This window comes from Saccharopolyspora sp. NPDC000359 (assembly GCF_040300525.1).
Taxonomy (GTDB): domain Bacteria; phylum Actinomycetota; class Actinomycetes; order Mycobacteriales; family Pseudonocardiaceae; genus Saccharopolyspora.
Genome location: NZ_JBEPDU010000001.1, coordinates 1 through 12,287, shown reverse-complemented (window position 1 = coordinate 12,287; position 12,287 = coordinate 1). Strand labels below are relative to the sequence as shown.

The following is a 12,287-nucleotide window of genomic DNA, read 5'->3' as shown; positions in this document are numbered from 1 at the left end:
GTCAGTCCGTCCGCCGCGTCCGGACCTCCACGGACGTGCCGTCGGGACCGCGCTCCACAGTCACCTCGGCTTGGCGCAGGACGGCTTCGCGGATCGAGGCCCGGAGCCGTTCCTTCAACTCGGTCGGCGCGTGCTCACCACTGCACTTGCGGTGCAGCAGGGCCTTGATGTGCTCCTCGATCCCGAAGTGCTCCAGGCAGCTCCCGCACCCGTCGAGGTGCTGCTGAACCGCCGCGCGGCGGGCCTGGTCGCACTCGTTGTCCAGGAACAGCCACACCTCGGCGAGCACGTCCTCGCAGGAGGCTTCGTCCGGCTCACCGCAGTTCATGAGGTGCTCACCTCCCGCTGGGTCTCCCGCAAGAAGCCGCGATCACGGGCGACGTCGGTGAGCATCTCACGCAGCTGCCGACGACCACGGTGCAGCCTCGACATGACGGTGCCGATGGGAGTGCCCATGATCTCGGCGATCTCCTTGTAGGCGAAACCTTCCACGTCCGCGAGGTAGACCACCATGCGGAACTCCTCGGCCAGCTGCTGCAGCGCGGCCTTCACATCGGTGTCCGGCAACCGGTCCAGTGCCTCGACCTCCGCCGAGCGCAGCCCGCTGGAGGTGTGGTTCTCCGCCTGCGCGAGCTGCCAGTCGGCGATCTCGTCAGTCGGCTGCTGCTGCGGCTGGCGCTGCCGCTTGCGGTACCCGTTGATGTAGGTGTTGGTGAGGATGCGGTAGAGCCAGGCCTTCAGGTTCGTGCCCTGGGTGAACGACTTGAACGCGGAGTACGCCTTGAGATAGGTCTCCTGCACGAGGTCCTCGGCGTCCTGGGCGTTGCGGGTCATCCGCAGCGCCGCGCCGTAGAGCTGGTCCAGCAGCGGCATCGCGTCCTGCTCGAAACGCGCCGCGCGCTGCTCTTCGGTTTCCTCGGCGTGGTCGGAGTCGTTCGGTCGCCCGGTCACGTCCGGGTGCTCTGGGGTGCTTGGCACCGGGCTCCTTTCCCGCCGCCTGGAAGAGGTGACAGCAGGCGACGAACCCATGCGGTCGTTCGCATGGTCCAGGTTCGAGGATACGCGCGCCCGACTCCGACCACCCGTCGGTGACAGCCGTGCGCACTCTGGGCGGTCCAGCACGCAGGTGTTCGTCGAATCCATGGTCACGCCCCGTCCAACGCGGCACCCGCGGCCTGTTATTCCAGCCTTCTAGAGTGACGCGCATGGCAGGTAAGGGCACTCCCGCTACGGCGCTGCTGACCAAGCGCAAGGTTCCGCACCAGGTGCACGCCTACGACCACGACCCGCGCACCGAGTCCTACGGGCTGGAGGCGGCCGAGGCGCTCGGCCAGCCCCCGGAGCGGATCTTCAAGACGCTGGTCGCCGAGGTGGACGGCAAGCTCGCGGTCGGGGTGGTGCCGGTCACCGGGCAGCTCGACCTCAAGGCGCTCGCGGCGGCGGTCGGCGGCAAGAAGGCCAAGATGGCCGAAGTCGCCGCGGCCGAGCGCGCCACCGGCTACGTCGCCGGCGGCATCTCCCCGCTCGGCCAGAAGAAGCGGCTGCCGGTCGTGGTCGACTCCTCGGCCACCGGTTTCGACACGATCTACTGCAGCGCGGGGCGCCGCGGCCTGGAGATCGAACTCGCCGCCGCGGACCTGGTGCGGCTGCTCGACGCGGTGGTCGCCGACATCGCCGGGTGACCGCTGCGCAGGGGGAGCGGCCCGGCCGGACGATGACCGAGCCACTCCCCCGCGCTGGTGCCACTGTCACGCAAACAGCTGCACCGGGGAACCGGAACAGGCTGGGGGGAGGTGTCCTGTCCGGGGAGCTCAGCGGGCCGCCCGGCCCTCCCGAACCCGCGGCTCGCGGGCGCGGACGGCGAACCCTCAGCTGATCGTCCGGACGGCGGGCGCATCTGGCAACACCGGAGTTTTCAGATGGTGATTAACCCAGCCCACCCGCCGAGCAGCCGCGAGGTGACAGGAAGGTTCCCATCCCCACCGCCCAGGGCTCGGGGTGACAGGAAGGTTCCCATGCTCAACTGAGCGGGCCATGGAAGTGGGAGGGGTTCCCTTGCTCGCACCCGACAGCTGGCGCAGTTCGTCGGGCTTGGGCGAGGACGGGTACCGGAACTACGACGACGGACACGCGTGGTGGGGCTCGACCGCGCCGCGCGCGGCTCGACTAGTCGAGCAGGCGGAGCACCCGCACCAGCCATTCCTGCGCGGCTCGGTGGACCGCGTCGACGTCGGCCTTCAGCGAGTGGTCACCGGGCACCAGGACCACCTCGCGGTTGTGCGACGGCTCGGGTTGCCCGAACGCGTCCCGCTCGCCCTGCACCACCAGCACCGGTGCTTCCACACCGTCCAGCTCCGCCAGCCGGGACTTCTCCGGCTTGCCCGGCGGGTGCACCGGGAACGCCAGGCACAGCACCGCCGAGGCCGCACCGGCTTCCGCGGTCCGGCACGCCACCCGCGCCCCGGAGGACCGGCCACCGAAGATCAGCGGGAGGTCGGCGAACCAGCGCACGCCGAGGTCCTCGGCGACGGCGAGCCACGCGGCATCCAGCTGCTTGGCCGGGGCCGGGGCTCGTCGACCGGCCACCCGGTACGGCTGCTCGACGAGCGCGACGTGCACGCCCGCTTCCGTGGCGGCGCGGGTCGCCGCCACCAGGTCGGGCGCGGCGATGCCGCCACCCGCACCGTGCCCGAGCAGCAGCGCGGCGCGCCCTTCCTCCGCGCAGTGCAGTTCGGCCCGGGCCGGGCCGTGCGGGGTCTCGACCTCAACCCTGGTCATGATTCGAACAGCGCTGCCTGCTCGGCCGGTTCCGGCACCGGTTCGACCTGCCGCAGCAGGTCCGGGTGGTTGTTGCGCATGCTGTTCACCTCGGTGGAGACGGGGTGGAGCGCCAGCTCGTCGAGCATCCCCTTCACCGGGGTCAACAGCTCGCTGATCTCGGTCCGCTGCGGGTCGAGCCAGTCCGACCAGCGGTCCCGCGGCAGCACCAGCGGCATCCGGTGGTGGATGTCGGCCAGCTCGCCGACGGCGTCGGTGGTGACCACCGCGCAGGTCACCAGCGGCCGGTCGGTGGAGTCCGGCGCCCACCAGGCGGAGAACACCGCGGCCATCGCCAGGCTCGCGCCGTCCTCGCGGCGGCACAGGAACGGCTGGCGCCGCCGGTCACCGGGCTGCCACTCGTACCAGCCGGTCGCGGGCATCAGGCAGCGGCGCCGCCGCGCGGACTCGGCGAAGGCGGGCTTGGTGGTGATCGACTCGGCCCGGGCGTTGATCATCGGTGGCCCGCTGCCGATCTCCTTCGCCCAGGTCGGGACCAACCCCCACCGCACTGGGCGGATGCTGCGCTCGGCACCGCGCTGGACGACGATCGGCACGGTCTTGGTCGGAGTCACGTTGAAGTCCGCGACGACCGCCCCGCCGGTGCGGTCGACCGCCTCGAACTCCTCGGCCAGCGCCGCCGGATCGTGCTGGACGGCGTACCGACCACACATCAGAACTCACCCCGCGTCGTGCTCCACCCGCGCCGGATCACTTCGACCCGGGATCCAAACCTACCGCCTGCGGTTGCGGGTCGAGCGGCACGCGTTCGAGGAGCTCGGCACCGTTGTTCCGGACGTTGTTGACCGCGGTGGACACCGGGCGCAGCTCCAGCGATGCCACCAGGTCCTCCGGCGGCGGAGCCAGCAGGTCGGAGACGTCCGGCTGGTCCGGGTCGAGCCAGTGCTCCCACGCGGTGGGCGGCAGCAGCAGCGGCATCCGGTCGTGCACCTCGGAAAGCTGCCCGATCGCGCTGGTGGTCAGCACCGAGCAGGTCACCAGCGGTTCGGCGTCCTCTACCTGCGGATCACGCCAGGTCGCGAAGATGCCCGCCATCGCCAGGCTGGACCCGTCCGGGGAGGTCATGAAGAACGGCTGCTTGCGGGTGCCGTCGCGCTTCCACTCGTACCAGCCGTCGGCCGGGAGCAGGCACCGGTAGCGCTTGATCGAGGTGCGGAAGGCTGGCTTGGTCGTCACCGTCTCGGACTTGGCGTTGATCATCCGGCTGCCGACGGACTTGTCCTTGGCCCACATCGGCACCAGGCCCCAGCGCATGACACGGATGGTGCGCTCGGTCCGCGCCAGGTCCCGCTCGCCGCTGTCGTCCTGCGGGTGCCGCTGCACCACGGTCAACACCCGCTTGGTCGGCGCGACGTTGAAGTCCGCGCCGGGAGCGGCCCCACCGGTGCTGTCCAGCGCGGCGAACTCGGCCGCGAGCTTGCCCGGATCCTTCGTGGAGGCATACCTGCCGCACATGCCCGGTCGAACCTCCGTCACCTCGCAGTGGTGTGGTCCACCCCATCCTGGCAGCCCGGATCGCCCTGGGCGAGCGGCGTGCGCACACCACGAGCGCGCGGGATGACAGGAAGGTTCCCATCCTCACACCGCCCAGCCCCGCCAGGTGACAGGAAGGTTCCCTTGCTCTCGTCGTGAGGCCGGGCGCACCGAGGTGACAGGAAGGTTCCCTTCCTCGCACCCCCGGCCCCGCCAGGTGACAGGAAGGTTCCCTTCCGCACCCTGTCGCGGCGCCCCGGCGCCACAGGCGCCACGGCGGGTCACTCCACCAACACGCCGCCGTCAACGCGCCCCCAGCGCTGAATTCCCCGGGCGAGGTGGGGGATCATTGGGCCATGACCCAGCTCTGGCCTGCTCCTGTCGCCTCCGGTGCGGTGCGCGCGACCGTCCCGGTGCCCGGTTCGAAGTCGATCACCAACCGGGCGCTCGTGCTCGCCGCGCTCGCCGACGGTCCTTCGTCGTTGCGGGCGCCGTTGCGCAGCCGGGACACCGAGCTGATGGCCGGTGCGCTGCGCGCGCTCGGCGTCGCGGTCGAGGACGGGCCGGACGGCTCGTGGCAGGTCACCCCGGAGTCGCTGCGCGGACCGGCCGAGGTCGACTGCGGTCTGGCCGGCACCGTCATGCGGTTCGTGCCGCCGGTCGCCGCGCTCGCCTCCGGGCGGATCACCTTCGACGGTGACCCGCACGCCCGCAAGCGCCCGCTCGGCGCGGTACTGGGCGCGCTGCGCGCGCTCGGCGCCGACATCGACGGCGACGCGCTGCCGTTCCAGGTCAACGGGGCGGGGAAGCTGCCCGGTGGTGCGGTGACCATCGACGCGTCCGCGTCCTCGCAGTTCGTCTCCGGGCTGCTGCTGTCGGCGCCGCGGTTCGAGCAGGGTGTCGTGGTCCGGCACTCAGGGGAGCCGGTGCCGTCGCTGCCGCATATCGAGATGACGGTGTCGATGCTGCGCGCCGCCGGGGTCGAGGTGGACGACCAGGAGCCCGACACCTGGCGGGTGGCTCCCGGCCCGATCCGGGCGCTCGACCTGGACGTCGAGCCCGACCTGTCCAACGCCACCCCGTTCCTCGCCGCCGCGGCCGCCACCGGTGGGACGGTCACCGTCCCCGGCTGGCCGCCCCGGACCACGCAGGCCGGTGACGCGATCCGCGACATCCTCGCCCAGATGGGCGGCCAGGTGCAGCTCACCGGTGATGGCCTGACCGTCACCGGTCCCGCCGAGCTCACCGCCGTCGACCTCGACCTGCACGACGTCGGCGAGCTCACCCCGACCGTGGCCGCGCTGGCGGCGCTGGCGACTGGCCGTTCCCAGCTGCGCGGGATCGCGCACCTGCGCGGGCACGAGACCGACCGGCTCGCTGCGCTGCAGACCGAGCTGACCAAGCTGGGGGGCGCGGTCGAGCAGACCGAGGACGGCCTGGTCATTGAGCCCCGGCCGCTGCACGGCGGGAACTGGCACTCCTACGCAGACCACCGGATGGCCACCGCCGGCGCGATCCTCGGGCTGCGGGTTCCCGGGGTACTGGTCGAGGACATCGCCACCACCAGCAAGACCATCCCGGACTTCCCCGGGATGTGGGCGCAGATGCTCGGAGGAGATGCGTGATCCCGGAGGCGGACTGATGCGCAAGCGAGGCTGGAGCCACCTCGACGAGTCCGACGTGCGGGTCCGCCCCGGCCGGGGCAGCCGACCGCGCAGCAAGCAGCGCCCGAAGCACGCCGACGCCGAGGCGGCGATGGTCGTCGCCGTCGACCGCGGCCGCTGGACCTGCGCGCTGGATGGCGACCCTGGCCGGGTGGTCACCGCGATGCGCGCCCGCGAGCTCGGGCGCACCCCCGTGGTGGTCGGGGACCTGGTGGGTCTGGTCGGCGACACCTCGGGGAAGCCGGACACGCTGGCCCGGATCGTGCGCGTCGCCGAGCGGGCCAGCGTGCTGCGCCGCACCGCCGACGACACCGACCCCTACGAGCGGGTGGTGGTCGCCAACGCCGAGCAGCTGGTCATCGTCACTGCACTAGCCGACCCGCCGCCGCGCCCGGGCTTCATCGACCGCTGCCTGGTCGCGGCCTACGCGGGCGGGCTCGCGCCGGTGCTGTGCCTGACCAAGGCCGACCTGGCCGATCCGGGCGAGTGGATCAGCACCTACTCCTCGCTGGACATGCCGATCGCCACCACCCGCCTCGGCGAGGACCCCGCGGAGCTGCGCGAGCTGCTCGTCGACCGGGTGTCCGCGCTGGTCGGCCACTCCGGGGTCGGCAAGTCCACACTGGTCAACCAGCTGGTCCCGACCGCCGACCGGGCGACCGGTGAGGTCAGCGGCGTGGGCAAGGGGCGGCACACTTCGACCTCGGCGGTCGCGCTGCCGCTGCCCGAGCGGGGGTGGGTGGTCGACACCCCGGGCATCCGCTCGTTCGGCTTGGCGCACGTGACCGCGGACGACGTGATCGCGGCCTTCGAGGGGTTCTCCGAGGCGGCCGAGGAGTGCCCGCCGAACTGCGGTCACCTCGGCGGTTCCGACGATCCGGACTGCCACCTGGACACCTTCGCTGCCGACGGTGGCGGGGTCGATCAGCTCGCCTCGCTGCGCCGGTTGCTGCGGTCCCGGGCGGGTCGCGACGACGCCTGAAAACGCCACGAGCACGCCGGGCCCGGCATTTCCCCCGTTCGAGAGGCGATCGTCCCCTGTGGCACGACGGCTTCGTTGTTAGCGTGGGGCGCGAGGTCGGCGTGGCGGATGATGTTTCCGCAGCTCACGCAGGCCGTCGTGCGGTTCCCGCCGCACGAGCCCAAGAGCCGACAACGGCCCGAGGAGCGTGCCCGATGTTCCGAGCCCGCACCAGGACCGCGGTGATCTCCGCCGGTCTCACGCTGATCGCAGCAGCCACTGGATGCGCTGGAGATCCCCCGGCACCGACGAACGCCATAGCCGCCAACCCCGACCCCCGCCCGGTGGCCGACGCCGTGCTGTCCCAGGTGATCAGCAAGATCAGCGAACGCGGCAGCACGCACAGCCAGGTGCGCGGAAGCCTCGGTGTGGTGGGCGAACTCAGCGCCGACGGCGTCGTGCGCTACCGCGGACCGCGGACCGACCTCGCGCTCGACGGGCAGACCCGCGGCACCGGGAACCAGCCACCGCAGCGCATCGCTCTGTCCATCGTGGACGGAGTCGGCTACCTGCGGACCCCGCTGGCCCGCCCGGCACCGGACAAGCCCTGGCTACGGATCTCCCCCGGCGCGGGCGACTTCGGCGCCAAGCTGCTCAGCCCCGCCCTGAGCCAGGTGCACCGGGCGGTCGACCCGCGCGCCACCTTCAGCGGCATCGAGCGGGCCACCCGCATCCAGAGCAGCGCCGCCGACCAGGTCGACGGCAAGCCCACCACCCGCTATCAGCTGCGCATCGTCACCGCGCAAGCCGCCGACACCGCGCCCGACCCGCAGCAGCGGACCCGGTACCGCAAAGCCGCGGACTCCGGCGAGGCCGAGATCGAATACCAGCTGTGGCTGGACGAATCCGGGCTTCCCGCGCGGTTCGCGGCCTCCGGACAGGTCGCGCAGGCCGGTCAGGTGTCGCTGACCTCGACCTACCGCGACTGGGGCGCCCCCGCCGAGGTCGAGGTGCCGCCCGCCGACCAGATCGGTGTGTTCCAGGAACCCCCGCCGCAGGCGCCGCGACCGCGGTGACGCCGTCATAGACCACATTTGGCCCAAAACAGCACCAGACCAGGTGAACGCACTGCTACGTTCCGGGTATTGCTTTCTCCACGCAGAGAGGACTATTCGTGCGTCGCATTGCCACCGCCCTGTCCGCCGCCGCGCTGGCGGCCACCCTGGGGGCCTGCAGCCAGGGCGGTTCGCCCGCCGGTCCGGACAACAACGCCGGAGACAACGCCGGTTCGTCGATCACCGACATCTCATCCCTGGTCAACGCCGCGAAGACCAACATGGACGAGAAGAAGACGGTCACCGTGACCTTCGAGGGCACCGGCCCGCTCGCCCAGCTGTACACCAGCATGAAGTGCCAGGTGGACGCTGCGGCGGAGGCGATGGGCTGCAGCGGCGGACCGTCCGAGATGGTGGTCACCGCAGAGGGCATCTTCATGAAGAGCCCGGAGATGGCCCAGCTGGCCGGCGGCGGCCCGAGCAAGCCGTGGCTGAAGATGCCCGCGAACGATGAGACCGCCCAGCAGTTCGGCGAACTGGGCAAGATCAGCGACTTCGAAGCCATGCTGCCCCCGGGGTCCACCATCACCTCGACCGCCGAGGAGCAGGTCAACGGCAAGGACGCGACCCGCTACGAGATCACCACCAACCTCCAGGAAGCGGCGAGCGCGGCCACCACCGACGCCCAGAAGCAGGGCTTCAAGCTGATGCTCGACTCGGGCGTCACCGAGATCAAGCAGACCGTCTGGGTGGACTCCGACAAGCTGCCGCTGCAGGTCAAGATGACCACCCCGGCGATGAACATCCAGGGCCAGCAGATCCCGGAGACCACGCTGACCGTGCACTACTCGGACTGGGGCAAGCCGGTGACGATCACCGCGCCGCCCGCCGACCAGGTGCAGGAGATGCCGAGCATGCCGGGCATGCCGGGCTGACACCCGCCGACGTCCGCCGGGCGGTCCAGCACCGCCCGGCGGACGCACCGTGCAGACCCAACTACATGAGCTCCAGCAGGAACGGCACTTCCTGCGGCGCGTACCAGGCCAGCTCGTGGTCCTCGGCGTCGCCGAGCGCGAACTCCGCATCCGGGTCGCCCAGGTCTGCGGCGTCGATCACTTCTGCCGCCGCGCGCACCGCGTCCTCCGCCTCCGCCGCGTCCACGTGCACCGCGGCGATCTGCTTCCACCGGACCGGCCCGGACACCTTCACCACCGCGTGGTCGAGGTCCGGGCGCAGCGTCACCTCGTCGACGTCGGCCGAGATCACCACCCGGCGCAGCTCCGGCTTCTCCCCCGGATCGCCAGCGATCAGCCGCAGCGACGCCCGCGAGGCCTCCCGCATCGCGGCGTACTCAAGCTCCTCGGTGTCGCCGCTGGCGTAGGACTCGCGCAGCGCCGGTGTCAGCGCGAACCCCGTCCCGCCCAGCGGCTGCAGCTGCTTGTCTTCCACCAGTTGCCGAAGCATCGGCAGCGTGGCGGGCAGGTAAACCCTCATGCCTCGACCATCCTCATCATGTCCTCCACTGCATCAGCTCCAGCGGGGTCTGCACGTCCAGCGGGTGGCCGGCAGCGGCAGGGAGGAGGCATTCATGCCTCAACCGTGCCGATCATCTCGTCCACCGCTTCTCCGATCATCGCCGCCAGCACGTCCACGTCGGGCATCGCGTCCCGATCGGCGTTCAGCCCGAAGTAGACGCCGCCGTCGTAGGAGGTCACCCCCACCGACAACGACTGGTTCTTGGCCAGCGGCACCACCGGGAACATCTCCATCATCCTCGCCCCCGCGGCGTACAGCGGCACCTGCGGTCCGGGGACGTTCGTCACCAGGACGTTGAACAGCCGGTCCGAAAACTGGTTGGCCACGCGCGCCCCGAGGGCGTGCAACGTCGGCGGGGCGAACCCGGACACCTTGACCAGCGCCCCGGCCGCCACCTGCTGTCCGGACTCCGCGTGCGCCCGCATGGCATGGCTGACCTGGTGCAACCGGACCGTCGGGTTGCCCTCGCCGACCGGCAGGTCGACCAGGTAGGCCGAGACCTTGTTGCCCACCGAACCGACCGGCAGGCTGCTCGTCTCCGGGTAGGCCGCTCGCGCCTCGGCGTCGTCGGAGCGCACCGACACCGGGACCATTGCGCGGATCGTCGTCGACGGCGAGACCACCTCGCCGCGGGAGAGCAGCCAGTTCCGCAGCGCGCCGGTGACGACCGCCAGCACCACGTCATTGACCGTGCTGCCGTGCGCGTGGCGGACCGCGCGGAGGTCGTCCAGCTTCGCCCGCGCGACGGCGAACCGGCGTTGCGCCGAGGTCGGCGCGTTCAACGGCCCACTGGGAGCTGGGACGACGGCGGTCCGCAACGCCGAGGCGACCCCGCCGAGCGCGCGGGAGAACTTCTGCACCGTGGCGGAGACGTCCACCACCGCCGCACGGACGTTCTCGACCACCTCGCCCGGTCGCTGCACGGCATCGGTCATCGCCTCCACCACCAGCTCGGCCAACCCCGGTTCCGGGCGCGGCATCCACAGCTCATCGACGTCCGGGATCTCCCTGTTCCGCTCGACATCGAAGATCACCTGGCCGATGTCGATCGCTCCGATCCCGTCCACCATCGCCTGGTGGGTCTTGGTGATCACCGCGACCCGGTTCTTCGACAGCCCCTCCACCAGGTACACCTCCCACAGCGGGCGGGTGTGGTCCAGCTTGCGCGACATCAGGCGGGCGGCCAGGTCGTGCAGCTGGTCGTCGCTGCCGGGCTTCGGCAGCGCCGAGCGCCGGACGTGGTAGGTCAGGTCGAAGTCCTGGTCGTCCACCCACACCGGCCGCGCCAGCCTGCCCGGCACCTGCATGACCCGCTGCCGGTAGCGGGGCACCAGGCCCAGTCGGCGGTCGATCAGCGACAGCACCCGGTCGTAGTCGAACCCGCTGCGCGGGCGCCGGAACACCGCTACCCCGCCGACGTGCATCGGCGTGGTGTGGTCCTCCAGGTAGAGGAAGGACGCGTCGGTGGCGGAAAGACGATCGGACATGCCGCGATCCTGGCACAGAACCCCGCCGTGCCGGAGGGGTTCCTGCTCGACCGCCGCCCCGCACCGCATGTGACACTGGGTCGGTGACCAGCGAAGTTTCCCCGAAAGACCGATTCCTCACCGTCTACGGACGCAAGCCGGTGCTGGAAGCCCTGTCCGACCGCGATCTCCGGGTCGACAAGGTGGTGCTGGCCGAGGGGCTGCGGGGAGCGATCATCGAGGAGATCAAGGAAGCCGCCGCCGACCGCGCGGTCCGGGTCCAGCGGGCCAGCGCGCACCGGGTCAAGGTGCTGGCGGGCAACGGTCGGCACGACCAGGGCGTGCTGGCCGACGTGGTGGCCCGCAAGATGCGCCCGCTCGCCGATGCGCTCGAAGACCCGGCGAAGGCCCCGGGCACGGTGCTGCTGCTCGACGGCCTGACCACACCGGCCAACGTCGGCATGATCCTGCGCACCGCCACGGCAGCCGGGGTCGACGGGATCGTGGTGCCGCACCGCGGCGTCGCCAGCCTCGACCCGCTGGTCATCAAGGCCTCCGCCGGGGTCGCCTTCCACGCCCCGGTCCTGCGCACCCGCACCGCGGGTGAGGCCGCTGAGCTGCTCAGCGATGCCGGGTACCCGCTGTACGCGCTGGAGGCGGACGCCCCCGACAGCATCTACAGCACCGACTTCGGTTCCCGCGCGGTGTTCGTGCTGGGCAGCGAAACCGCTGGCCTGTCCGAAGAGGTGCAGTCCCGGATCGCCCAACCGCTCGCCATCCCGATGGCTGGCGGGGTGGAATCGCTCAACGTCGCCAGCGCCGCCGCGGTGCTCTGCTTCGAGCTCCTCCGCCGGAAACTGTCCTGACCCCAGCATCACCGCGCTGAGCTGTGGGGAATCCGATCCCCGGGTTCCCCGCAGCTGCGCGGCAAGCACGGTCGAGCGTGGTCTTCAGAATTCGGGTGTGCGAAAAGAAGAAGGCCTTCTCCCTCCCGGTCGGAACCAGAAGAGAGAAGGCCTTCTCCCATGTAGTGTGTCGGCGGTGTCTTACTCTCCCACACCCTGTCGAGTGCAGTACCATCAGCGCTGGGGAGCTTAGCTACCGGGTTCGGAATGGGACCGGGCGGACCCTCCCCGCCATCGCCACCGACAACCCTCAACCCCACCACAATGGCGGGAAACCTCTCGGGTCATCACAGAGATGACACACATATCCAATTAACAACAGCCCGAACAACCAACCAGGCCTGGTTGTTGTCTCAGACACCATATAGTGGGTGCGTAACACCTTCGTG

At 71.0% G+C, this 12,287-nt stretch carries 13 protein-coding genes and 1 rRNA gene; 6 read left to right on the top strand and 8 right to left on the bottom strand.

The genetic code is table 11. From position 1 onward, the window contains the following. Nucleotide 1: 1 nt before the first annotated feature. Both rsrA and ABT324_RS00065 read right to left on the bottom strand, forming a co-directional pair. Nucleotides 2-328, bottom strand: coding sequence for a mycothiol system anti-sigma-R factor (gene rsrA / locus ABT324_RS00070; protein ID WP_351168979.1), 327 nt, complete (start codon nucleotides 326-328; stop codon nucleotides 2-4). Then, nucleotides 325-978 carry a sigma-70 family RNA polymerase sigma factor gene (locus tag ABT324_RS00065; RefSeq protein ID WP_351168976.1) on the bottom strand — a complete coding sequence of 218 codons (654 nt, stop codon included), beginning with the start codon at nucleotides 976-978 and terminating at the stop codon, nucleotides 325-327. Before ABT324_RS00065 ends, rsrA begins: the two co-directional genes overlap by 4 nt. Before the next feature lie 227 nt (nucleotides 979-1,205). Between ABT324_RS00065 and ybaK the strand changes: the two genes are divergently transcribed. Continuing rightward, on the top strand, nucleotides 1,206-1,682 hold the full coding sequence (gene ybaK, locus ABT324_RS00060) for a Cys-tRNA(Pro) deacylase (RefSeq protein ID WP_351168973.1): 477 nt from the start codon (nucleotides 1,206-1,208) through the stop codon (nucleotides 1,680-1,682). Between the two features lie 484 nt (nucleotides 1,683-2,166). Here the strand turns inward: ybaK and ABT324_RS00055 are convergent, their stop codons facing one another. Genes ABT324_RS00055 through ABT324_RS00045 form a run of 3 tightly spaced genes read right to left on the bottom strand, consistent with a single transcriptional unit; the run spans nucleotide 2,167 to nucleotide 4,293 of the window. After that, nucleotides 2,167-2,778, bottom strand: a complete 612-nt coding sequence (locus ABT324_RS00055; RefSeq protein ID WP_351168970.1) for an alpha/beta hydrolase family protein — start codon at nucleotides 2,776-2,778, stop codon at nucleotides 2,167-2,169. After that, nucleotides 2,775-3,491, bottom strand: a complete 717-nt coding sequence (locus tag ABT324_RS00050) for an SOS response-associated peptidase (RefSeq protein WP_351168967.1) — start codon at nucleotides 3,489-3,491, stop codon at nucleotides 2,775-2,777. The genes ABT324_RS00055 and ABT324_RS00050 overlap by 4 nt, the downstream gene beginning before the upstream one ends. Nucleotides 3,492-3,528: 37 nt before the next feature. Continuing rightward, entirely contained in the window at nucleotides 3,529-4,293 is a 765-nt protein-coding gene (locus tag ABT324_RS00045; protein WP_351170013.1) for an SOS response-associated peptidase, read from the bottom strand. A 374-nt stretch (nucleotides 4,294-4,667) separates the two neighbouring features. On the opposite strand from ABT324_RS00045, the gene aroA reads away from it, so the two are divergent. The 4 genes from aroA (at nucleotide 4,668) to ABT324_RS00025 (ending at nucleotide 8,926) form a co-directional block, all read left to right on the top strand. Beyond that, nucleotides 4,668-5,936 (top strand): 3-phosphoshikimate 1-carboxyvinyltransferase, encoded by a 1,269-nt coding sequence (gene aroA, locus ABT324_RS00040; protein WP_351168964.1) that lies wholly within the window; start codon nucleotides 4,668-4,670, stop codon nucleotides 5,934-5,936. Between the two features lie 16 nt (nucleotides 5,937-5,952). Beyond that, nucleotides 5,953-6,957, top strand: coding sequence for a ribosome small subunit-dependent GTPase A (rsgA, locus tag ABT324_RS00035; RefSeq protein WP_351168961.1), 1,005 nt, complete (start codon nucleotides 5,953-5,955; stop codon nucleotides 6,955-6,957). A 194-nt stretch (nucleotides 6,958-7,151) separates the two neighbouring features. Beyond that, on the top strand, nucleotides 7,152-8,012 hold the full coding sequence (locus tag ABT324_RS00030; protein ID WP_351168958.1) for an SCO4651 family lipoprotein: 861 nt from the start codon (nucleotides 7,152-7,154) through the stop codon (nucleotides 8,010-8,012). Nucleotides 8,013-8,110: 98 nt separating this feature from the next. Further along, nucleotides 8,111-8,926 (top strand): SCO4651 family lipoprotein, encoded by an 816-nt coding sequence (locus ABT324_RS00025; RefSeq protein ID WP_351168955.1) that lies wholly within the window; start codon nucleotides 8,111-8,113, stop codon nucleotides 8,924-8,926. A gap of 61 nt (nucleotides 8,927-8,987) precedes the next feature. On the opposite strand, the gene ABT324_RS00020 is transcribed toward ABT324_RS00025, so the two are convergent. Both ABT324_RS00020 and ABT324_RS00015 read right to left on the bottom strand, forming a co-directional pair. Further along, nucleotides 8,988-9,485: a DUF6912 family protein gene (locus ABT324_RS00020; protein ID WP_351168953.1), complete on the bottom strand. Its 498-nt coding sequence runs from the start codon at nucleotides 9,483-9,485 to the stop codon at nucleotides 8,988-8,990. A gap of 92 nt (nucleotides 9,486-9,577) precedes the next feature. Next, nucleotides 9,578-11,014, bottom strand: coding sequence for a WS/DGAT/MGAT family O-acyltransferase (locus ABT324_RS00015; RefSeq protein ID WP_351168950.1), 1,437 nt, complete (start codon nucleotides 11,012-11,014; stop codon nucleotides 9,578-9,580). Between the two features lie 83 nt (nucleotides 11,015-11,097). Between ABT324_RS00015 and ABT324_RS00010 the strand changes: the two genes are divergently transcribed. Further along, complete coding sequence (locus ABT324_RS00010) at nucleotides 11,098-11,859, top strand: TrmH family RNA methyltransferase (RefSeq protein ID WP_351168947.1); 762 nt, start codon at nucleotides 11,098-11,100, stop codon at nucleotides 11,857-11,859. A gap of 167 nt (nucleotides 11,860-12,026) precedes the next feature. Here the strand turns inward: ABT324_RS00010 and rrf are convergent. After that, nucleotides 12,027-12,143, bottom strand: a 5S ribosomal RNA gene (gene rrf / locus ABT324_RS00005). Nucleotides 12,144-12,287 lie beyond the last annotated feature (144 nt).